We start from the raw sequence: 19,746 nt of genomic DNA on the forward strand, positions 1-19,746 counted from the left end.
TCTGAGAAATGCCCGATTCCGCCCTGGTCTATGCTCCCGCCGCGTTCTACAGGCGCGACGTTCTCGCCGTCGCCGAAGATCTGATCGGCATGACTCTTCTGGTCGACGGTGTCGGTGGCGTCATCGTCGAGACCGAAGCCTATGATCGCGACGATCCGGCCTCCCACACTTTTCGCGGGCCGACGCCGCGCAACGCTGTGATGTTCGGCCCGCCGGGCCACATCTACATCTATCTGTCCTACGGCATGCATTGGTGCGCCAATATCGTCTCCGGAGAGCCCGGCCGCGCCAGCGCGGTGCTGCTGCGAGCGCTGGAGCCGACGGTGGGCCTGGATCGCATGGCGCAGAGGCGAGGGCTCGACAAGCCGACCCTGTTGTGTTCCGGACCCGGGCGGCTTTGCCAGGCCTTGGGGTTGACCGGCAGCCAGAACGGGCTGGCGCTGACGCAGCCTCCCCTCGAACTGCTGCGCCGATCCCACGAGCCGCCCATCGTTTCCGGGCCACGCATCGGCATCAGCAAGGCGGTCGAGCGGCCCTGGCGTTTCGGCTGGAGCGGCTCGAAATTCCTCAGCAAGAAGTTCTGACATTCCGGCGCCCAAACGGAAACGGGCCCCGCAGGGGCCCGTCAAACGCGCATTGCAATGGCCTGGCTGCTTGGCTCGACGCCCTTACTTGCCGCCGAAGGTGTCGCAGATCTTGGAATTGGGCGTACCCGTGCAATGCTCGGTGGGCGAACCCGCGGCAGGCACGATGCGGATGATGCGGTCTTCGCCGACCAGAGCGGTCTCACCCGGCTTGACCAGCTTGCAGTAGCGGATGGGGCGGCGCGGTGGGCAGATGAAGGTCTTGCCCTCATAGAGCGTGATGGCGCTGGTAGGGGTGCGCGAATCGACCTGGAATTTGGTGCCGCGTACGCCGATCGAGGCTTGGGGAGCGTGGATCTTGTAGGCGCTCTTGGCCGAATCGCCGGTGGCGAAGCGGAAGGCGCCCTTGGCGAATTGCAGCACGACCGACTTGGCCTTGCCATTGCCGGCATAGACGAAGCTATCGAGCGTGACCGACGACTTCGAGCCGAGCATCAGATGGGTGTTGTCGAGAAAACGCAATTCGATCACCCCGCTCGGTCCGGTGACGATCTTCTCGCCCTGATGCACGCTGGAGCCGATTTCCAGGCGCCCGGACATCGAACCGTGCACGGCCGGCGTCAGGCCGACGACGTCGCCGATGACTTCGGGTCCCTGTTTCGCCGGGGCGGTCTGAGCGGCGGCCGTCTGCGCGGAGAAGGCAGCAAGCAGGGTGAGCAGCACCGGTGCCAGGCGGAGGAAACGTAATGTCATGACAAATATCGAACCGTTACTCGAAGGTGGGATCAACGCGGTATCCAATTGAAACGATCATAGCGCTGCGGCAGCTGAAAAGTGAAGGCTTATTAAGCATGTTCCGAGCTCATCCCTTGGAAATCGGGCGGCCTGTTGCGTTTTTGCATCGCGATCTAGCGCAATCTATCGCGTTGCGATCAGATGGTGACAGGTGTTCTGATAGCAGTAGCTACGGAAACGCTCGGATTAGAATTGTCATGATTAGGCGATTTAGGGAGGGGGTTTTCTAGAATTCCATTGGGTCATTCATCCTTTTTGGGTATTTCTTACGCAGAGGTATTTGAGGCGCCGTGCCTCCTTGCGTCGTCTGATCCCGCCCTAATCACGCATGGGTTGCTGAATGAGGTCTCGCCGTCGTCGATGGTACTTTGTTTGGCCGGAAATTATTGCTGACCCGGCTGGAGAGACGTGCCGGACATCCCTAAGGCAGCGGCATTGTTCGTACAGGGCCGGTGGCGTCCGGGGCGCGGTCGTCCCAACATTTGCCGAAATTGCAACGCATAGCTGCTCAGCCTTTGTTGCGCTGCAACATTGCGCGAATCCTGCTATGGTGCCGTCAAGTGAAAGAGAAGGCATAGATCCGTGAGCGAGACCTGGAACACGAAATTCGGCAGCAGGCGCGTCAAGCAGGCCCTTCCGACCATCGAGGAAGCCTTGTTCGCCGCCGAGTGCCTCAATGACGACTTCGACCAGCAGGTCGAGATTGCCGCATCGCTGCTCGGTGTCGGTGTCGAGGAAGTGCGTGCGGTCGCCAAGCGGTCGGTGAAGCCGGTCGAGCGCCGTCTCAGCCTGCCGATCGCCAAATCCCCCCGTGCGGCTGTCGCGCCGCGCGCCGTGGTGGTCGAATATCGTACGCCCAAGCGCCTGGTCGGCATGCGCTGAGGCGCCGGCTGCTTCCCATCCCTGACGAAAATCTACCGGGCGCCGTGGGAAACCGCGGCGCTTTTCATTTGCGCATGCAATGAGCAACCCCAAGGCGCCAGAAGGCGCAGCAAACCGGTGGATGCAATGGAAATACTTGCTCAGGCGCCTGAAAAAGCGAATGGCGCTCCCAAGGGGACTCGAACCCCTGTTTTCGCCGTGAGAGGGCGACGTCCTAGGCCACTAGACGATGGGAGCAGCGGCAAGGAGTGCGCCTATAGCGGCAAAAAAGGCCGGCGGCAAGCGGCAATCTGTGCGATCGGCGCATTTGTGGTTTGAATTCCTGGCATTGCTGGTTTTCCGCGCCGGGCGCGGCATGCGATCCAACGGAATTGCGAGAATTGCAAAGGCGCGTCGAAACAAAGAGTTAGAGAAAAATCGCGTTTCCACTCAGCCCCATTTTGCTCTAGTACCCGCCCATGAACAGCATCGACAGCAGTGCCGAAGAGACGTTTTTCGAGGTCACCGAAGCCGGCGAGCGCATCGACCGCTTCCTGGCTCGCCAATGCCAGGCGGCCGATAGCAGGCCCGACCTGCAGCCCTTGTCGCGTACGCGCATCAAGGCCCTGATCGAGGCCGGCCATGCCAGTATCGACGGCCGGGCGGTGCTCGATGCCGGCCAGATCCTCAAGCCAGGGCAACGGGTGGCGCTTCGGGTGCCGGAACCTGAGCCTGCCGAACCGCAGGGCGAAGACATTCCCCTTGCCATCGTCTATGAGGATGACGATCTCCTGGTCATCGACAAGCCGGTCGGTCTGGTGGTGCATCCGGCCGCCGGCCATGAGAGCGGCACGCTGGTGAATGCGCTCATCGCCCATTGCGGTGATTCGCTCTCGGGCGTGGGCGGCGTGAAGCGGCCCGGCATCGTGCATCGCCTCGACAAGGACACGTCGGGCCTGCTGGTGGTCGCCAAGAACGACAGGGCGCATCAGGGCTTGGCGGCCCAGTTCGCCGATCACGGCCGCACGGGACCGCTGGAGCGAGCCTATCTCGCCTTCGTGTGGGGTGCGACGCGCCCGCACGGCACGATCGAGACCGGCATCGACCGCTCGACCCGCAATCGCGAGAAGATGGCCGTGGTGGCGCTCGGCCGCGGGCGGGAAGCCATCACCCATTATTCGCTGGTCGAGGCTTTGGGCAGCCAGCTTTCGGGCAGCCACGGCGGCCAGCCGCTGGTCAGCCTGGTGGAGTGCCGGCTGGAGACCGGCAGGACCCACCAGATCCGCGTGCATATGGCCCATCTCGGCCATCCGCTGCTCGGCGATGCGGTTTATGGCAGCGGCTTCAAGACCAAGGCCGCCCTGCTGCCGGAGGCCCCCCGCGCAGTGCTCGCCGGCCTCGGCCGCCAAGCGCTGCACGCCCGGCTGCTCGGTTTCGAGCATCCGGTCAACGGCAGGCATCTGGTGTTCGAAAGCCCACTACCGGCCGATCTTGCGGCCTTGGCCGAGGCCCTGCGCAACGGCTAAGAGCTATTCAGCGTTTGCGGCCGAGCCAGAAGCCACCGGCCAGGGCTGCGAGCGCCAGGGCGCCGCTGACCGTCTTCTTGTCTGGCAGGCTCTCCTGCACGACGCCAGCCGCCGTCACCATGGTCGCAGCCAGGAGCCGGCGGCGCTTGGCTTTCTTCTCGGCGGCCTGGGCCACCACCAAGGCAAGGACGGCGAGCACCGCAAATCCGCCGCCGAGCGCTGCGTCGGCCCAATAGGGACCATAGGTTTCAGCCAGGAAGCGGTGCAGGCTGATCAGCCCGATGATCGCCATCGCGACAAGGCAGCAGCCGGCGACGAGGCGCCAGAGGATGACGGTCCCGTACTGACGCAGGACGGCGCTCAACTCCTCCTTGGCGAGGGCGCCCAGGGCAAGAAGACGGGTCACGAACGCCCCTTGCTCCACAAGCCGAGGATCAGGCCAATGCCGGCGGCGAGCGCTACCGATTGCAGCGGCTTGCGGGTGATGTAGTCGAGTGTCGCCTTCTGCAGGTCGGATGCCTGTTCCTGGGCGGCACCGCGAAGTTCGCTGGCCTTGGCCCCTGCCTCGTTCACCTTGTCGTCGAAGACCTGCCTGGCATGCCTGGCTTCTTTGGACAGGAATTTCGACCAGGAGCTCTTCTCCGCATCGACATAGGCGCTGAGCTGTTCGGTCAGGCGGGCAACTTCGGCCCTCAAAGCATCGAGGTCCTTGCCGAGGCTTTCGGAAAGATCGGCCTTGGCCTGAGCGGTGCGCTTGTCGCCGTCCATACTGGTGTCTCCTGTCTGGTCAACAGTGAAGGGCCGCGCCGGTTTCCGATCGCGGGTTGCGATGGCGGAAGGCATTCCTGGAAGAGTTAAGCCGGCTGGCCGCAGGTGCAAGGTAAACAAAACGTTACGGTAAACGCGGCGGGGCGGGCGGCGGTTCCCTCCGCCCGGAAATCGATTAACATCCCTTAATTTGACAATGTTACCGAGCTGTCACATTAATGCATGGCCGCCCGCAAAAGATTGCAACGCGAAATCGCCGCAATCGGGCGCATGATAGTTCGGGTGATCGGGATTGGTCCGTGCCTCAGCGGCCTGGGTGACGAATGTCCCACGGCAGGCGAGATGTCCTCGGTGGAAGCAGGTCAATAGATTTGCCGGGGTGGCACATGCGGGGCCGCTAGATATCGCGCTTTGGAAGGTCCGCCAGGGTCTTCACAAAGGCCGGTGTCGTCCCCATATCACGTAGGCGCCGTCTGCTCTGAAGGAGGGATGGCGATTTGAACCGCCCTCGATGGGGGTTCAGAGGAGAGGAACATATGGCTTCTGCCGCGCTTCCCGTCTTGGCCACCGAGAGTGGCCTGTCGCGTTATCTCGATGAAATTCGCCGCTTCCCGATGCTCCAGCCGGAGCAGGAATACATGCTTGCCAAGCGTTGGCGCGAGCATGGCGATCGTGAAGCCGCACATCAATTGGTGACCTCGCATCTGCGGCTCGTGGCCAAGATCGCCATGGGCTATCGTGGCTATGGCTTGCCGCTGGGCGAAGTGGTCTCGGAAGGCAATATTGGCCTGATGCAGGCCGTCAAGCGTTTCGAGCCGGAGAAAGGCTTTCGGCTCGCCACCTATGCGATGTGGTGGATCCGGGCCTCGATCCAGGAATATATCCTGCGCTCCTGGTCGCTGGTGAAGATGGGCACTACCGCCAACCAGAAGAAGCTCTTCTTCAACCTGCGCAAGGCCAAGAGCCAGATTTCGGCGCTGGATGAAGGGGATCTGCGTCCCGACCAGGTCAAGTCGATTGCCAAATCGCTCGGCGTGCAGGAGCAGGAAGTGGTGGAGATGAACCGCCGTCTCGGCGGCGACGCTTCGCTCAATGCTCCCGTGCGCGAGGAAGGCGACGGCGAATGGCAGGATTGGCTGGTGGATGATACGGCCAACCAGGAGACCCGTCTGGCCGAGACGGAGCAGAGCGAGAACCGCTCCACTGCTCTGCGCCAGGCGTTGAACGTGCTGAACGATCGTGAGCGCCGCATCTTCGAGGCGCGCCGTCTGGTTGACGATCCCATCACGCTGGAGGAACTCTCCGACGAGTTCGGGGTCTCGCGCGAGCGTGTGCGCCAGATCGAGGTGAGAGCCTTCGAAAAGGTGCAGGCGGCTGTGCGCTCCGGCGTCGCCCGCCTCGAGGCGGCGCACGCACCGGCCTGATCCGCTTGTGATAGCCGAATGGGGAGCCGCCTTCGGGCGGCTTTTCCTTGAGCAGAGTGCGGTGCGAGCAATTCGCGTCTAGGCCCGACTTCCTTGTCCTGGCCTATTTTCGGGATCAGGAAGCCCGGTCGCCGCATCAGAAAATGCCTCCGGCCTCGGCATTTCCGGCCGGTGAAGAGACATCGTTCGAGCCGGCTTGACAGGATCGGCATCGACCAACATGGTGGAACCATGAGCACCGTGGTCAAAATCACCCTTCGTCTCTTCCCGATCGCGGAAGCGTAGCCCCGGGCTCGGCCATTTGCGCCCCGAGCTGCGGGGCACGCCGCTCCTCATAGGGTGCGGCCTATCATCCGGCGCATGCTCAATCCGTCAAATCACACACCATAGCCGCCAGGCTCTCGCCACGCGCGAGGGCCTGTGCATCCCTTCTTGTCGTCATGCCCGGTGGCTAGCCGCGGGCAGGCGGGCGCGCTGCGTCGCGCCCGATTTTGAGGTATCCAGTCATGAATCAACCCCTGAAGAACCAGGCCAAGCCCAATATCATCGTGAACGAGGTCGATTTCGAGCGCCTGACCCAGCTCGCGACCTCTGCCCTCGATCGGTTCCCGGAGGTGGCCGAGGCGCTGCTCGGCGAACTCGACCGGGCGGAGATCGTTCCCGCGCTGCAGGTCGGCAACAACGTGGTGCAGATCGGCTCCGTCGTCACCTTCGAGACGGAAGGCGGTGCCCTGCGCGAGGTGAAGCTGGTCTATCCGGGTGAGGCCGATATTGCCGAGGGCAAGGTCTCGATCCTCACGCCGATCGGCACGGCCTTGCTCGGCCTGTCGCCGGGGCAGTCGATCACCTGGAAGGCCCGCGACGGTCGCGAGCACGAATTGCGCGTCACGGTCGTGAAGGCGTCCTGAAAGGGACGCCTGAGACCTATTGCGCCGCCGCAGCGTCGGCGTTCCAGGCGGCCATGGCGTCGTTGAAGGCCTTCTCGCCCGTCGGTCCCTTCTCGAAGGTGAACACGGCGTTGCGGCCATTGGCGAAGGTGAACACCAGATCGAACCACTGATTGGCCTGCAACATCTTGGCGTTGCGGCCCTTCTCGTCGGGCGGGTCGAGCAGGCCCATCAGGAACACGCCGGTCGTGACCTTCATCAAGGCACCGTCGAGCTGCAAGCCCGGGACCTGAGGGTCGGACTTGACGTTGACGCTCTTGACGTCGCCGACGGCGCCGCTCGGGTAGTCGGCCGGCACGCTCATCTGGATGTTCAGGAGGTAGTTCGCCGGCAGCGAGCGATCGGAATTATGCCTGAGGGTGAGCAGCACCTTCATCTTCCGGTCGGGAACATTGATCTCGCCGACGACGACGGTATCGAGCGGGCCATTGGTGCCGCTGGCCTGCGATTCCGTGCGCCAGTTCACGGTACCTTCGAAGAGGCGGCCCTTCATCGGGGCGCTCGGATCTTCCTCCATCAGGCGCGCACGCTGTCCCTCCGGCGCCTCGGATTGGGTCGAGGGCAGCAGTGGTGCCGGAGCAGACGGAGCCTGTGGAGCCGGCGCAGCAGGTTCCGGGGGCGCTGGCGAGGGAGCCGGGGGCGGGGGATTGCCGGTAGCCACCTCGGTCTGGGGCGTGCCCGGCGTGCCGCCGAGGCGGTCATTCAGCTTGCCGGGTTCGGGCGCCGGCTTGGCCGTCGTCTGCGGTGCGGTTGCCTGTTGAGGCATCAGGACGGGGCTGTCGTCGCTACCGCGTAAATAGAGTGCGGTGGCAGCGCCTCCGCCAATGATGACGGCCGCCGTCGCGGCCATGATGGCATACCGCCTGAGATTGCCGTTGGATCTGGTGCGGCGAGGTGCCTGGGGCCGTCGCTTCTCGGCCCTGCGCTCGGCAAAAGCCGGAAGGCCGTTGGATCGTGGCGAGGCAGAGGTCGATGCCTCGTCATCGGTCGCGTCACCATTGGCCGGCTCGTCGTCGGACTGAGACTGCGGGGCGGCCGGGCGCTCGGAGACCACCGGTTCAGGTGTGAATTCGGCCTCGTCATAATGGTGCTCGACGCGTCGGATCGCCTCTTCGAGCAGGTTGCGTTCCCTGGCAATCTGTCCTTCGGTCAGCGCGGGATCAGCGGCATTAAGCTGGCGGAGAAGGGCGGAGCGGGCTTTCTCATAGAGCGCCTGGCGGGTTTCCTGCGTATTGGGGGAAAGACCCTGCACGGCTCGCTGAATGGGAGGAAAATAGTCCGTCGACACGCGTTCTGGCTCGATCTCTTCACAGAAGCATTTTCTGGAAAAGTCGATGGACTTTTCAATCAAGAAAATGCGTCAAAACAAGACGTTAGAGCAAAATACGATTCGGAGGAATCGCACTTGCTCCGGGCCCATGGTCCGCTGCAGACAGGCCTGCCCGCCAAGATGTGGCAGAAGCCACGCCCGATCCTGCCCCGAAGGACAAGATCGCCGCCGGACAAGCACGGCGCCACGCGGATCGCAACCCGCGCAGTGCCATCGCAGCAGATCACGCACTAATGCCCGAATCTGACGGGATTAGGTCTGCTCTTAGACTTGAAAGGGATTTTGCACAAGGATCGTGTCGTCACGGTCGGGGCTGGTGGAGAGCACGGCCACCGGCGCTCCGATCAGTTCCTCGATGCGGCGGACATATTTGATCGCCTGCGCCGGCAGGTCCGCCCAGGAGCGGGCCTTGGCCGTGGTTTCCTGCCAGCCCTCGATCTCTTCATAGATGGGTTTCACGCGGGCCTGGGCAGCCTGGCTGGCCGGCAGATAGTCGATTTCACGACCATCGAGCTCGTAGCGCACGCACACCTTGATGGTCTCGAAGCCATCGAGGATGTCGAGCTTGGTGAGGGCGATGCCCGTGATGCCGGAGGTGCGGATGGTCTGGCGCACCAGGGCGGCGTCGAACCAGCCGCAGCGCCGGGCACGGCCGGTGACCGTGCCGAATTCGCGGCCGCGCTCGCCGATCAGGCGGCCGGTCTCGTCGGTGAGCTCGGTCGGGAAGGGGCCTTCGCCCACGCGCGTGGTATAGGCCTTGGTGATGCCCAGCACATAGTCGAGCGCACCCGGCCCGAGGCCTGAGCCGACGGCAGCCTGTCCCGCGACCGTGTTGGAGGAGGTCACATAGGGATAGGTGCCGTGGTCGATGTCGAGCAAGGCGCCCTGGGCGCCCTCGAACAGGATACGGCTGCCGGCCTTGCGCTCCTTGTCGAGCAGGGCGCCGACATCGTCCATGAAGGGCAGAACCTGCGGCGCGACGTCCGCCAGTTCCTGATAGAGCGCTTCCGGATCGATTTCGCTCTGGCCGGTGCCGCGGCGCAGGGCGTTGTGGTGGTTGAGCAGGCGGGCGATCTTCGGGCGCAGGGCGCCGAGATCGGCCAGGTCCATCAGGCGGATGGCGCGCCGGCCCACCTTGTCTTCATAGGCGGGGCCGATGCCGCGCCCGGTCGTGCCGATCTTGGTGCCGTCGGTCGCCGACTCGCGCAGGCGGTCGAGGTCCTGGTGCAGGGAGAGGATGAGCGGGGTGTTCTCGGCGATGCGCAAGGCTTCGGGCGTCACGGACACGCCCTGCTCCTTCAGCTTCTTCACCTCGGCGATGAAGGCGCGCGGGTCGAGCACGACGCCATTGCCGATCACCGAGAGCTTGCCGCGCACGATGCCCGAGGGCAGCAGCGACAGCTTATAGACATTGTCGCCGATGACGAGAGTGTGGCCGGCATTGTGCCCGCCCTGGAAGCGCACGACGACGTCGGCCTGTTCCGACAGCCAGTCGACGATCTTACCCTTGCCTTCGTCGCCCCATTGCGACCCGACCACGACGACATTGGCCATGGTGATCTCCCTTCTCTCTCTGGCCCTCGGCCCCGAAATTCCCGAGAGCAAAACGCGTTCAGATGGAAACGCCGTTTTGCCTCCGTTCGTTCGCTTCGACGCGCTTTGCGATTCTCGGCGGATCCACCAAAATCGCGAAACGCTTTCGTGCGGAATTCCAAAACCCGGACACGCAAAAGCCCGGCTCATCCGATGGCCGGGCTTTTTCACTTCCTAACGGATCGGACGGGCGTCGTAAACCCGTAAAAATAGCTGCAAACAGTGAATTTGCGGGCTGTCATATATGACAGCCGCTATTGACACAAAAGTGTCAACCGTCATTGATACCAGCGCCGCTGTAAAAACCCTTACGGAGAAAATGGGCCTTGCGGCACCATCAAGGAGTTGGACAATGAGCAGGAAAACGTGGCTGGGTATCGCATCGGTATCCGTGCTGGCTGTGGCGGCTTCGATGGGCAGCGCGTTTGCCCAGAGCCAGGAGCTGATCGACGCCGCCAAGAAGGAAGGCCAGCTCACCACGATCGCGTTGCCGCATGACTGGTGTGGCTATGGCGCCATCATCGAAGGCTTCAAGGCCAAGTATGGCCTCAAGGTCAACGAGCTCAATCCGGACGCCGGTTCGGGCGACGAGGTCGAGGCCATCAAGGCCAACAAGGGCAATACCGGCCCGCAGGCTCCCGACGTGATCGACGTCGGTCTTTCCTTCGGCCCGACCTCCAAGAAGGACGGCCTGATCCAACCTTACAAGGTGGCGACCTGGGATACGATTCCGGACAATGCCAAGGATGCCGACGGCCATTGGTATGGTGACTATTACGGCGTGCTCGCCTTCGAGGTGAACAAGGACATCGTCAAGAATTCGCCGAAGGATTGGTCCGACCTGTTGAGCTCCGACTACGCCAATGCCGTGGCGCTGGCCGGCGACCCCCGCACCGCCAACCAGGCGATCCAGGGCGTCTATGCCGCCGGTTTGTCGGCCGCCAAGGGCGATGCCAGCAAGGCTGCGGCCGAAGGCCTGAAATTTTTCGCCGAGCTGAACAAGAAGGGCAATTTCGTGCCCACCATCGGCAAGGCCGCCTCGCTGGCCCAGGGTGCGACCCCCATCGTCCTGCGCTGGGACTACAATGCGCTCACCGATCGCGACACGCTCAAGGGCAATCCGGACGTCGACGTGGTGATTCCGGCCAGCGGCGTGGTTGCCGGCGTCTATGTCCAGGCCATCAGTGCCTATGCACCCCATCCCAATGCCGCCAAGCTGTGGATGGAGTACCTTTACTCCGACGAAGGCCAGATCGGCTATCTGAAGGGCTATTGCCACCCGATCCGCTTCAACGACCTCGTCGCCAAGAAGAAGATTCCGGCCGACTTGCTGGCCAAGCTCCCGCCGGCCGAAGCCTATGCCAAGGCCGTGTTCCCGACGCTTGATGAGCAGAGTGCCGCCAAGGCCGAGATCACCAAGGATTGGGACAGCGTGGTCGGCGCCGCCGTCAAGTAAGATCGTTTGTCATCTCCTGCGCGTCCTGCCCGGTTTCTCCAGGCGGGACGCGTGCTTATTGTGGTCGCCGCGATGAATACCACCGCAAACACTGCCCCAACTGCAGCTCCAGGCTCGGTCAGAGCCAGTGGAGGGCTGGCCGTGCTGGGCATGGCGCCCTTCGTCCTCTTCGCCCTGCTCTTCCTGGTGGTTCCGACGGCCTTGCTGCTGGTTGGGGCTTTCTTCGACCGGGAAGGGCATTTCACCTTCGGCAACATCACCGAACTCTTCACCAATCCGGCGATCGTTTCCTCCTTCTGGCTCAGTATCAAGATCAGCTTCGCCTCAGCCCTCGGCGGTGCCTTCATCGGTTTCTTCGTGGCCTATGCGGTCATTCTCGGCGGCCTGCCGGAATGGATGCGCGGCGCCGTGATGACATTTTCGGGCGTTGCCTCGAACTTTGCCGGCGTGCCGCTGGCCTTCGCCTTCCTGGCGACGCTGGGGCGGGTGGGGCTCGTCACCGTGCTGCTGCGGGACTGGCTCGGGTTCAACCTCTACTCGACCGGATTCAACATCCTCAGCTTCACCGGTCTGACCCTGGTCTATCTCTATTTCCAGATTCCCCTGATGGTGCTGGTGATCGCGCCGGCCCTGGACGGGCTGAAGCGCGAATGGCGCGAGGCCAATGCCGTGCTGGGCGGCAGCAATTTCCACTATTGGCGGCATATTGCCTTGCCGATCCTGCTGCCGAGCATCTTGGGCGCGACGCTGCTCCTGTTCGCCAATGCTTTCGGCGCGGTGGCGACCGCCTATGCGCTGACCGGCTCCAGCCTGCCGATCATTCCCATCCAGCTCTTCGCCCAGATCCGCGGCGACGTGCTCAGCAATCCCAATCTGGGCTACGCCATCGCCTTCGGCATGGTGGTGATCACCAGCATTTCCAGCGGCGCCTATATCTGGCTGCGCAGCTATAGCGAGCGGTGGGTGCGATGAAAAAGTCCTCCGTATTATCCTGGCTGATCATCCTCCTGGCGATCAGCTATTTCATCATCCCGCTGCTCTCCACCTTCGAGTTCTCGCTGCGCATGCTGCGCGGGCAGTACAGCTTCGAAGCCTATCGCGTGGTGTTCGCCCAGGCGGAGTTCCAGCATGCCTTCATCCGCTCGATCCTGCTGGCGCTCGCTACCATCGTGCTGAGTATCGTGCTGGTGGTGCCGGCAGCCTATCTGGTGCGCCTGCGCCTGCCGAGCTGGCGCTCGCCGGTCGAGTTCGTCACGCTGCTGCCACTGGTGATTCCGGCGATCATCATCGTCTTCGGCTATATCCGCATGTTCAACTCCTCGTCCTGGCTGCCGCTGACCGACAGCGAGTGGACCACGGACCTCCTGCTGACCTTCGGCTATGTCGTGCTGGCGCTGCCCTACATGTATCGTTCTGTCGATGCGGGTCTGCGCGCCATCGACGTCAAGACACTGACCGAGGCGGCCCAGAGCCTGGGGGCGAGCAGCTTCACCATCCTCTGGCAGGTCATCCTGCCGAACATCCGCTCGGGCGTGCTCAGCGGATCCTTCATCGCCTTCGCCATCGTCATAGGCGAATTCACCTTTGCCAGCCTGCTCAACCGGCCGGTCTTCGGTACCTATCTGCAATTGATCGGCGCGAACCGGGCCTATGAGCCGTCGGCGCTCGCCATCGTTGCCTTCATCATCACCTGGGCCTGCATGGGCCTGCTGCAGCTCGTCGGCCGCTCGCGCGGCGCGCGGGCGGCGCGTTGAACCAGCACTGGGAGGCCAGCATGTCCTTTCTCGAGATCACCGGGCTGCAGAAGAGCTTCGGCGCCAACCAGGTGGTGAAACGCTTCGATCTGTCGGTCCAGAAGGGTGAATTCATCACCCTGCTCGGCCCGTCCGGCTGCGGCAAGACCACGGTGCTGCGCATGGTCGCGGGCTTCGAAACACCGTCCGCCGGCTCCATCCGCATGGACGGCAAGGAGATTTCGGGGCTGGCGCCTAACCAGCGCAATGTCGGTATGGTATTCCAGGCCTACGCCCTGTTCCCCAACATGACGGTGGCCGAGAATATCGGCTTCGGGCTGAAGATCGCCAAGAAGCCGCAACCGGAGATCGATGCCCGCGTCAAGCAAATGCTGGAGATGATCAAGCTGCCGCAGATCGCCGATCGCTATCCCTTCCAGCTCTCCGGCGGCCAGCAGCAGCGCGTGGCGCTGGCGCGGGCGATTGCGGTGCGTCCGAAGATCCTGCTGCTGGACGAGCCGCTCTCGGCCCTCGACGCCAAGATCCGCGTGTCCCTGCGCGACGAGATTCGCGTGCTGCAGCAGGAACTCGGCATCACCACGCTCTTCGTCACCCACGATCAGGAAGAGGCGCTGTCGATGTCCGACCGCATCGTGGTGATGAGCGCCGGGCAGATGGAACAGGTCGGCACCCCCTTCGAGATCTACAACTTCCCCAAGACCCGCTTCGTCTCCTCCTTCGTCGGTACGCTCAACTTCCTCACCGGCAAGGTCGTCGATGCCGCTGCCGGGCGTTTCTCCGTCGACGGGCAGGAAGTGATCACCAGCCGCGGCTTGCAGGGCGCCAGCAATGGTGAGACGCGCACGCTGGCCCTGCGCCCGGAAGCGGTGGTGCTGGGCAGCGGTGGCGAGGGGCGCAACAGCCTCACCGGCCGCATTGAGCTCGTCAGCTTCCTCGGTTCGATCGTACGCATCCGCGTGCGCTTCAACGAGAATGTGGTTTCGCTCGATACCTTCAACAATCCGGGCGCCCCGCCGCCGCAGATGGGCGAGGACGTTACGGTATCCTTCGGCCGCGGCGACCTGCAATTGCTGGAAGAGGCCGAGAAGGTCGCGGCTTGAGAATAGAGCTTCCTTCTCCCCTTGTGGGAGAAGGTCCCGGCAGGGGGATGAGGGATCTTGCGACCCTTCCTGATCACCTTCCGGGGAGCCGCCAATAAAGAGAGGTTTCATCAACCCCTCATCCGGCGCTTGGCATCACCGCGCTCAGTCTTTCAGCGGCCCGTTCCTCAGCCGCGAAAGGTCGAAGTCGCGGATATCCCTGAGCAGGTCGACCAAAGCCTGTGCGCCGAACTCTGCTGAGAGCTGGCCATTTTCGGGCGTCGCCTTGCTGGCGTCGCCCGCCGCCCCCTCGGGGCGAATGTCCTGCGCCATCCAGCCGAAGCCGCCGGGGCGGCCGGTGCGCAGATATTTGAAGATCTCTTCCATCTCATAGGTAACAGGGCGGAAGTCCTTGGCCTTGTCCATGCGCACGAGGTCGGGGCGGAAGGCGAGCATCAGCGCCGTCTCGATCTCGCCGGCATGGATCCCCAGGCGGGTTTCGTCGTCCGAGAAGGCGCCCTTGGGGTAGCCGAACATATGCCAGGACGTGAAGGCGACCAGCATGCCGTGGCGTACGCGCAATTCGCGGGCGACGATGTCCATCGCCGACATGTTGCCGCCATGGGAATTGACGATCAAAAGCTTGCGGATGCCGGCCCGATGCACGCTCTCGCCGATCTCGGTCCAGGCCCGGATCACGGTTTCGGCCGACAGGCTGAGCGTGCCGGGGAATTCCAGATGCTCGTTGGACTTGCCGATGGTCTGGATCGGCAGGAAGGTCGCCGGAATGTCGGCCGGGATCAGCGGGATGGCACGGTCGAGATAACCCTGCATGATCATCGAGTCGACCCCGACCGGCAGATGCGGGCCATGCTGTTCCACGGCGGCGATCGGCAATACTGCGATCCAGTTGGCGGTATCGCCGGTGCGGAAATCCTCCGTCGTCATCTCGAACCAATGGCGGCGGGGCAGGGAAGCGGTGGTGGTCATGATCGAATCCAGGGCGGGAACTGCCTGAACCATAGCGCTGCGAGGCGCCATTTCAACGCCCCGCTTGCTGCGATCATCGAATCACCACCCGGATGACGGAGCGCTGTCGGGGGTGGGCCGCGGGCGCCAGCGATAGCGCTGACCGGAATTGGGCTTGGTCGGGTTGTTGGAGGGGGTGATCACCGGACCGGGCCTCGGATAGCGGGGCGGCCTCTGGACCACCGGCCCCTCGTTCCAGACGGGTGGGCGGCGCCGGCGCGGCGGGATGTAGATCGGCGGTTCGTCGCCATAATACGGCCCGGGCTCGTCATAGACCCGCCGTCGGCTACGGGGGGCGTCGGGCATCATGGTCTGGCGTACTTCCCGCCGCCTGCTGGAGCGGGGTGGCGGCGGGCTCCAGGATTTCATGCGGGGCGCGGCGGGGGCGGGCACGGCGATGGGCGTGGCCATCGGCGCCGCCGGGGGTGAGGGAGGTGCGCAGGCGGCGAGACTGTCGCCGACGCTGAGCGAGGCGGCGGAGGCGGCGGTGTTCAGCCAGAGCAGCCATTCGCCCAGGAATTCACTCGACCAGGGCGCCACCGGGCCGGTGTCGTAATCGACGATGAGGGTCGGCGGCGGCAGCACGAACACGGCGATGCCCCGTACGATCTTGAAACGCGTCACCGGGGTCGAGCCGGCGAAAGTGCCGGCTGGCGCGGCGGAAGGCCTGTCGTCGCAGCGATTGCCGAGCTTGACCGTCTCGATGAAGGTCCATTGCCTGTCGACGTTGAAATTGGCGAGGCTGATCTCCTGCTGGTCGCTTGCAGGTGGTGTCGGCGCCCAGCCGGTCCAGTCGCCACCGCTGCGCCAGATCACCCAGGCGGGGCTCCACTGCGTGCCGGGCACCCAGACCCAGCCATTGCTGCCGTCCGAGGCCCAGCGTCCATAGTGATGGACGATCTTGCCCCAGACGGAGGGATCGTCATACGTCCAGCCGTAAGTGCGGTCATAGACCCAGCGGCAGGCTGGATAGGGATGCCAGCCGGCGGGGACCACCGAGGGTTTCCAGACTTCGCCGTAGCGTTCGGAATAGATGTATTGGCCATAGCCCGACAACACGGCCTTGAATTCGTCGAGGCTGGGCGCCTGCGCCTGGATGGCGGCGACGGGCGCAGCCTGGGCCGGGTCGGTCAGAGCGCCGGGAGCGGGCAGGACGGCGCACGCCAGCAGGAAAGAAGAAACGAGGCCAAGCCCCCAATGCCGACTCGTGCTGGCCATAGCAAACCCCTCCATGGGTTATTGCTTCGATCGCAGCCGATCCTGAACCTGTCTGGGGGAGACGTCCGTATCAATTGGCACGTGGATCAACTGAGATCCGGCCACAAAATGAAACCGCCGGTACCGGATGATGCTCCGGTCCGGCGGTCAACATACACCAGCGGTGACTGGTTCAGTGCAGCCTCTCGGCGCTCTTCAATCTTGCAATTTCGTCTTTGAGAAGGAGTTTCTTACGCTTCAGCTCTGCGATTTTGAGGTCATCCGAGGAGGGATGAGCCAGTGCGATGGTGAGTTCTGTTTCAAGAGCGTGATGTTTGCGCTCCAGTTCGACCAAATGCGACTGCACAGGCATTAACGGCTCCTTGTGTCACAGTTCCGACATTCAACGTTCTCACGAAAAGGCGCGCATGTCGAAGGAAAATCGCGGATTCCGACGTTGAATCGATTGTGCAAAGCAACAATAAATTTAGTCAGAACAATAGCTTACCGCACGGTAATGCAGTGTGGCCGGGCCAAAAAGAATGCTGGATCAAAGGCCTAGGAAGGGCTTGTGAAAGTTGTCCGGCAAGCTTCGCCAAACGGGTGTAAATAGATGGCGATATCTTGCCGCAGCGCTTGCGGGCGAGGAATCGGCTCGGCATAGTTCGGCACCGTGCCCGGATGGGCATGGAGCGGCAGAATGGTCGAAATACCGAAGCTGCCATTCGGAATGGAAGGGTATGGGCTTGTCAAATCCGCTCACCGAGGAGGAGGAAGCCGCGATGGTTGCGGAGCTGGGGCAGCTTCGCCAGGAACACCGCGATCTCGATGCCGCGATTGCCGCTCTGGAACAGGTGGGAACGCCCGACCGTCTGCAGCTTCAGCGCCTGAAGAAGCGCAAGCTCCATCTCAAGGACCGCATGTCCCTGCTCGAGGACCTGCTGACGCCGGACATCATCGCCTGACGCTTGTGATCGTCGGGCATGGCCTCGGCGTGGCTTCGACGGGGATGGAGGCGATCCGGGCGATCAAACCGCCTTGCCGCTGGCGATTTCGGCGAGCACCCAGTCCCGGAACGCCTTGATCATCGGCTTGTCCGCCTTGGCCCTCGGCGCCACCAGGTGATAGGCGAATTCCGGCGCGATCTTCAAAGACAGGTCGAAGGGGCGTACCAGCCGGCCCGCAGCCAGGTCGTCGCCCACAAGGCTGGTATTGCCGAGCGCTACGCCCTGGCCGTCCACAGCCGCCTGCAGGGTCATGATCGACTGGCTGAAATGCAGGCCGCGCGTGGGATCGGGCTTGTCCGCCTTGGCGGCCATCAGCCACATGCGCCAGTCCGGCCACATCGAATCCTGACTGTGCCAGTCGAGATGGATCAGGGTGAAATATTGCAGATCGTCGGGTTCCCGCAGGGGCACGGGCCCGTGCAGAAGCTGGGGGCTGCAGATCGGAAAGACGTCCTCGACGAACAGGCGATCCGAGCGCAGGCCGGCATAGGCGCCGCGGCCGAAGCGGATGGCGACGTCGATTTCCTGGCGGCTGAAATCGGCGAGCGTATCGGAAATGTCGATGCGCATGTCGATATCGGGAAATTGCTGGCGGAAGCGTGGCAGGCGCGGCACCAGCCATTTGGCGGCGAAGGATGAACCGGAAGAAACGGTGAAACTCATGCGCTGGGTGGTGTTGGCGGCCCGGCGCAGCGCTTCGTCGATGGTACGCAGGGCGCCGCTGGTCGATTCGAGCAGCTCTTCGCCGGCATGGGTGAGCTTCATGCTGCGGCTGGTGCGGAAGAACAGCCGGGTGCCGAGGCGGTCTTCGAAAGCGCGGATCTGGCTGCTGACCGCAGCGGGGGTCACATCGAGCTCGATCGCGGCCTTGGCGAAGCTCAGATGGCGAGCGGCGACGGCAAAGGTCCACAGCGCTCCCAGACCGGCTCCCGATTTGCTCATGCTCACCCTATGATCATCAAGCTTTTGTTGATGGTGAAGAAAGGTCATCCCCGTTGATAACCTAGCATAAACCATTGAAAATAGGAAACATATCGCGAGAGCGCATTTACTTTTTGTTGAGGGTAAGAGTATGTCGAGCGTCGAATTCCACGAAGATGAATGGGGCCGGCACTGGAGCTATGCCCCGGCCCTGCACGGGACGCAGGTGCGCCTGCATTATTCGATCGTCGCCGCTGTGGTGGGCGCCACCAACGCCGTCGTCGAGGCGGCCTCCGCCGGCCTGGCGCAGTTCAGGAGGCAGGATCAGGCAGCCGCGAAGGCGGGGCGCCAGCGCGACCTCTATGGCGACGACGACGTACCGCCTGTCGGCTATGTCCGTTACGAGGGCGTGCGGGACGAATTCGGGCGTCCGCTTCCATAAGCGTAGAGACCGGTAATTCGGTGGGATATGAGGGCGTGATCGTCGATCGCGCCCTTTTCCTGTTGCCGGTACTGCCGGGATTCGACGCAGCAGGGGCCGGCGAAGAGGCGCTGCGCCGGGGATCGTGGGCACCGTCGATGGCTTACGTAAGCAAAAGGGCCTTTCCGCCCCGGCGGAAAGGCCCTTTTCGATGACGGAGTTGGACTGGCCGGCGAGGGCGTCAGTCTTCCTTCTGCTTGATGCCCTTGAGCTTGGCGAACACGTTGGCGACGTCGAGTTCGTCCTCGTCTTCCGTCTGGCGCGGCTTGTTGCCGAGTGAAGCGAAGGGGTCGTCTTGCCTCTGGCTCCGGTCGGCTGCCGGCCCCGTGGTGATCTCGGCAGGCAGCAGCGTGGCGCTCTCGGCCTCGGGCGGCCGGTCCTTGGAGGCCCGGGCGACTTCGAAGTCGAGGTCGATCTGGGTGCACAGGCCCAGCATGACCGGATCGGCCGGGGTCAACTGCGCGGTGTTCCAATGGGTGCGGTCGCGGATGGCTGCGATCGTCGTCTTGGTGGTGCCGACCAGACGCATGATCTGGGCGTCCTTGAGCTCGGGATGGTTCTTGACCAGCCAGAGAATGGCGTTGGGACGGTCCTGGCGCCGCGAGACCGGCGTATAGCGCGGGCCCTTCTTGACCTTGGCGACGGCGATCTTGACCTTCGGTTCGGCCAGTCGGAGGCGATGATGGGAATCGCGCTCGCCGCGGGCGATCTCCTCACGGGTGAGCTGGTTGGAGATCACGGGATCCTGGCCCTTGATGCCGGCCGCGACTTCACCGTCGGCAATGCCCTTGACCTCCAACGGATGCAGTTTGCAGAACTCGGCGATCTGGTCGAAGGTGAGGGCGGTGTTCTCAACCAGCCAGACAGCAGTGGCCTTCGGCATCAGCGGGGCGGTCGACATTTGCATCTCCTCGGAAAGCATGGGCTCGCTGCCGCCTCGCTCCAGCCTCCTGGAACGAAGCCCGACGCGAGCTGATTGTCGGGATTCAACACT

The 19,746-nt window shown here is 63.4% G+C and carries 21 protein-coding genes and 1 tRNA gene; 11 read left to right on the forward strand and 11 right to left on the reverse strand.

Annotated elements, in window-relative coordinates; translation table 11 throughout:
• The first annotated feature begins 8 nt into the window (after window positions 1-8).
• Window positions 9-584, forward strand: a complete 576-nt coding sequence (locus ABXS05_RS22265; RefSeq protein WP_311940040.1) for a DNA-3-methyladenine glycosylase — start codon at window positions 9-11, stop codon at window positions 582-584.
• 84 nt (window positions 585-668) lie between these two features.
• Here ABXS05_RS22265 and ABXS05_RS22270 read toward each other — a convergent pair whose 3' ends face one another.
• The gene (locus ABXS05_RS22270) at window positions 669-1,337 is read right to left on the reverse strand and encodes a FecR family protein (RefSeq protein ID WP_311940039.1); all 669 of its coding nucleotides are present in this window, start codon (window positions 1,335-1,337) and stop codon (window positions 669-671) included.
• A gap of 624 nt (window positions 1,338-1,961) precedes the next feature.
• Between ABXS05_RS22270 and ABXS05_RS22275 the strand changes: the two genes are divergently transcribed.
• On the forward strand, window positions 1,962-2,261 hold the full coding sequence (locus ABXS05_RS22275; RefSeq protein ID WP_068285434.1) for a hypothetical protein: 300 nt from the start codon (window positions 1,962-1,964) through the stop codon (window positions 2,259-2,261).
• 161 nt (window positions 2,262-2,422) lie between these two features.
• On the opposite strand, the gene ABXS05_RS22280 is transcribed toward ABXS05_RS22275, so the two are convergent.
• A tRNA-Glu gene (locus ABXS05_RS22280) sits at window positions 2,423-2,498 on the reverse strand.
• Between the two features lie 221 nt (window positions 2,499-2,719).
• Between ABXS05_RS22280 and ABXS05_RS22285 the strand changes: the two genes are divergently transcribed.
• Window positions 2,720-3,766, forward strand: coding sequence for an RluA family pseudouridine synthase (locus tag ABXS05_RS22285; RefSeq protein ID WP_311940036.1), 1,047 nt, complete (start codon window positions 2,720-2,722; stop codon window positions 3,764-3,766).
• Between the two features lie 7 nt (window positions 3,767-3,773).
• Here the strand turns inward: ABXS05_RS22285 and ABXS05_RS22290 are convergent, their stop codons facing one another.
• Both ABXS05_RS22290 and ABXS05_RS22295 read right to left on the reverse strand, forming a co-directional pair.
• Window positions 3,774-4,172: a hypothetical protein gene (locus ABXS05_RS22290; RefSeq protein ID WP_311940034.1), complete on the reverse strand. Its 399-nt coding sequence runs from the start codon at window positions 4,170-4,172 to the stop codon at window positions 3,774-3,776.
• Window positions 4,169-4,534, reverse strand: a complete 366-nt coding sequence (locus ABXS05_RS22295; protein WP_311940032.1) for an ElaB/YgaM/YqjD family protein — start codon at window positions 4,532-4,534, stop codon at window positions 4,169-4,171. Before ABXS05_RS22295 ends, ABXS05_RS22290 begins: the two co-directional genes overlap by 4 nt.
• A gap of 536 nt (window positions 4,535-5,070) precedes the next feature.
• Here ABXS05_RS22295 and rpoH point away from each other — a divergent pair.
• Window positions 5,071-5,958 (forward strand): RNA polymerase sigma factor RpoH, encoded by an 888-nt coding sequence (gene rpoH / locus ABXS05_RS22300; protein WP_311940031.1) that lies wholly within the window; start codon window positions 5,071-5,073, stop codon window positions 5,956-5,958.
• A 506-nt stretch (window positions 5,959-6,464) separates the two neighbouring features.
• Entirely contained in the window at window positions 6,465-6,866 is a 402-nt protein-coding gene (gene rnk, locus ABXS05_RS22305) for a nucleoside diphosphate kinase regulator (protein WP_367625431.1), read from the forward strand.
• Between the two features lie 16 nt (window positions 6,867-6,882).
• On the opposite strand, the gene ABXS05_RS22310 is transcribed toward rnk, so the two are convergent.
• Together ABXS05_RS22310 and ABXS05_RS22315 are read right to left on the reverse strand one after the other, a co-directional pair.
• Window positions 6,883-8,193: a hypothetical protein gene (locus tag ABXS05_RS22310; RefSeq protein ID WP_367625432.1), complete on the reverse strand. Its 1,311-nt coding sequence runs from the start codon at window positions 8,191-8,193 to the stop codon at window positions 6,883-6,885.
• 306 nt (window positions 8,194-8,499) lie between these two features.
• Window positions 8,500-9,789 (reverse strand): adenylosuccinate synthase, encoded by a 1,290-nt coding sequence (locus tag ABXS05_RS22315; protein ID WP_068285624.1) that lies wholly within the window; start codon window positions 9,787-9,789, stop codon window positions 8,500-8,502.
• Between the two features lie 451 nt (window positions 9,790-10,240).
• Here ABXS05_RS22315 and ABXS05_RS22320 point away from each other — a divergent pair, with 451 nt between their 5' ends.
• The 4 genes from ABXS05_RS22320 to ABXS05_RS22335 all read left to right on the forward strand — a co-directional run bounded on the left by ABXS05_RS22320 (window position 10,241) and on the right by ABXS05_RS22335 (window position 14,138).
• Window positions 10,241-11,284 carry an ABC transporter substrate-binding protein gene (locus ABXS05_RS22320; protein WP_311940152.1) on the forward strand — a complete coding sequence of 348 codons (1,044 nt, stop codon included), beginning with the start codon at window positions 10,241-10,243 and terminating at the stop codon, window positions 11,282-11,284.
• Window positions 11,285-11,356: 72 nt separating this feature from the next.
• Window positions 11,357-12,256 (forward strand): ABC transporter permease, encoded by a 900-nt coding sequence (locus tag ABXS05_RS22325; RefSeq protein WP_367625433.1) that lies wholly within the window; start codon window positions 11,357-11,359, stop codon window positions 12,254-12,256.
• Window positions 12,253-13,038: an ABC transporter permease gene (locus ABXS05_RS22330; RefSeq protein WP_311940024.1), complete on the forward strand. Its 786-nt coding sequence runs from the start codon at window positions 12,253-12,255 to the stop codon at window positions 13,036-13,038. Before ABXS05_RS22325 ends, ABXS05_RS22330 begins: the two co-directional genes overlap by 4 nt.
• Before the next feature lie 20 nt (window positions 13,039-13,058).
• Complete coding sequence (locus ABXS05_RS22335; RefSeq protein WP_367625434.1) at window positions 13,059-14,138, forward strand: ABC transporter ATP-binding protein; 1,080 nt, start codon at window positions 13,059-13,061, stop codon at window positions 14,136-14,138.
• A 144-nt stretch (window positions 14,139-14,282) separates the two neighbouring features.
• Here the strand turns inward: ABXS05_RS22335 and ABXS05_RS22340 are convergent, their stop codons facing one another.
• The 3 genes from ABXS05_RS22340 to ABXS05_RS22350 form a co-directional block, all read right to left on the reverse strand.
• Window positions 14,283-15,107, reverse strand: a complete 825-nt coding sequence (locus ABXS05_RS22340) for a creatininase family protein (RefSeq protein WP_367625435.1) — start codon at window positions 15,105-15,107, stop codon at window positions 14,283-14,285.
• 81 nt (window positions 15,108-15,188) lie between these two features.
• Complete coding sequence (locus ABXS05_RS22345) at window positions 15,189-16,364, reverse strand: DUF6600 domain-containing protein (RefSeq protein ID WP_367625436.1); 1,176 nt, start codon at window positions 16,362-16,364, stop codon at window positions 15,189-15,191.
• 172 nt (window positions 16,365-16,536) lie between these two features.
• Entirely contained in the window at window positions 16,537-16,716 is a 180-nt protein-coding gene (locus tag ABXS05_RS22350) for a YdcH family protein (RefSeq protein WP_068285636.1), read from the reverse strand.
• A 367-nt stretch (window positions 16,717-17,083) separates the two neighbouring features.
• Between ABXS05_RS22350 and ABXS05_RS22355 the strand changes: the two genes are divergently transcribed.
• Entirely contained in the window at window positions 17,084-17,308 is a 225-nt protein-coding gene (locus ABXS05_RS22355; protein WP_068285637.1) for a YdcH family protein, read from the forward strand.
• 63 nt (window positions 17,309-17,371) lie between these two features.
• Here the strand turns inward: ABXS05_RS22355 and gcvA are convergent, their stop codons facing one another.
• Entirely contained in the window at window positions 17,372-18,292 is a 921-nt protein-coding gene (gene gcvA, locus ABXS05_RS22360) for a transcriptional regulator GcvA (RefSeq protein WP_311940016.1), read from the reverse strand.
• Window positions 18,293-18,422: 130 nt separating this feature from the next.
• Between gcvA and ABXS05_RS22365 the strand changes: the two genes are divergently transcribed.
• Entirely contained in the window at window positions 18,423-18,713 is a 291-nt protein-coding gene (locus ABXS05_RS22365; protein ID WP_311940014.1) for a hypothetical protein, read from the forward strand.
• A 220-nt stretch (window positions 18,714-18,933) separates the two neighbouring features.
• On the opposite strand, the gene ABXS05_RS22370 is transcribed toward ABXS05_RS22365, so the two are convergent.
• A complete protein-coding gene (locus tag ABXS05_RS22370) occupies window positions 18,934-19,653 on the reverse strand; it encodes a DUF1013 domain-containing protein (RefSeq protein ID WP_322434799.1) in 720 nt (239 codons plus the stop codon).
• Window positions 19,654-19,746 lie beyond the last annotated feature (93 nt).

This window comes from Labrys neptuniae, from assembly GCF_040797145.1.
Taxonomy (GTDB): domain Bacteria; phylum Pseudomonadota; class Alphaproteobacteria; order Rhizobiales; family Labraceae; genus Labrys; species Labrys neptuniae.

Excerpts from the sequence above, each read along its gene's own strand:
- ABXS05_RS22265 (WP_311940040.1), top strand. The coding sequence starts at position 9 with ATGCCCGATTCCGCCCTGGTCTATGCTCCCGCCGCGTTCTACAGGCGC.
- ABXS05_RS22270 (WP_311940039.1), bottom strand. The coding sequence starts at position 1,337 with ATGACATTACGTTTCCTCCGCCTGGCACCGGTGCTGCTCACCCTGCTT.
- ABXS05_RS22285 (WP_311940036.1), top strand. The coding sequence starts at position 2,720 with ATGAACAGCATCGACAGCAGTGCCGAAGAGACGTTTTTCGAGGTCACC.
- ABXS05_RS22295 (WP_311940032.1), bottom strand. The coding sequence starts at position 4,534 with ATGGACGGCGACAAGCGCACCGCTCAGGCCAAGGCCGATCTTTCCGAA.
- rpoH (WP_311940031.1), top strand. The coding sequence starts at position 5,071 with ATGGCTTCTGCCGCGCTTCCCGTCTTGGCCACCGAGAGTGGCCTGTCG.
- rnk (WP_367625431.1), top strand. The coding sequence starts at position 6,465 with ATGAATCAACCCCTGAAGAACCAGGCCAAGCCCAATATCATCGTGAAC.
- ABXS05_RS22315 (WP_068285624.1), bottom strand. The coding sequence starts at position 9,789 with ATGGCCAATGTCGTCGTGGTCGGGTCGCAATGGGGCGACGAAGGCAAG.
- ABXS05_RS22320 (WP_311940152.1), top strand. The coding sequence starts at position 10,241 with ATGGGCAGCGCGTTTGCCCAGAGCCAGGAGCTGATCGACGCCGCCAAG.
- ABXS05_RS22325 (WP_367625433.1), top strand. The coding sequence starts at position 11,357 with ATGAATACCACCGCAAACACTGCCCCAACTGCAGCTCCAGGCTCGGTC.
- ABXS05_RS22330 (WP_311940024.1), top strand. The coding sequence starts at position 12,253 with ATGAAAAAGTCCTCCGTATTATCCTGGCTGATCATCCTCCTGGCGATC.
- ABXS05_RS22335 (WP_367625434.1), top strand. The coding sequence starts at position 13,059 with ATGTCCTTTCTCGAGATCACCGGGCTGCAGAAGAGCTTCGGCGCCAAC.
- ABXS05_RS22340 (WP_367625435.1), bottom strand. The coding sequence starts at position 15,107 with ATGACCACCACCGCTTCCCTGCCCCGCCGCCATTGGTTCGAGATGACG.
- ABXS05_RS22345 (WP_367625436.1), bottom strand. The coding sequence starts at position 16,364 with ATGGCCAGCACGAGTCGGCATTGGGGGCTTGGCCTCGTTTCTTCTTTC.
- ABXS05_RS22350 (WP_068285636.1), bottom strand. The coding sequence starts at position 16,716 with ATGCCTGTGCAGTCGCATTTGGTCGAACTGGAGCGCAAACATCACGCT.
- ABXS05_RS22355 (WP_068285637.1), top strand. The coding sequence starts at position 17,084 with ATGGGCTTGTCAAATCCGCTCACCGAGGAGGAGGAAGCCGCGATGGTT.
- gcvA (WP_311940016.1), bottom strand. The coding sequence starts at position 18,292 with ATGAGCAAATCGGGAGCCGGTCTGGGAGCGCTGTGGACCTTTGCCGTC.
- ABXS05_RS22365 (WP_311940014.1), top strand. The coding sequence starts at position 18,423 with ATGTCGAGCGTCGAATTCCACGAAGATGAATGGGGCCGGCACTGGAGC.
- ABXS05_RS22370 (WP_322434799.1), bottom strand. The coding sequence starts at position 19,653 with ATGTCGACCGCCCCGCTGATGCCGAAGGCCACTGCTGTCTGGCTGGTT.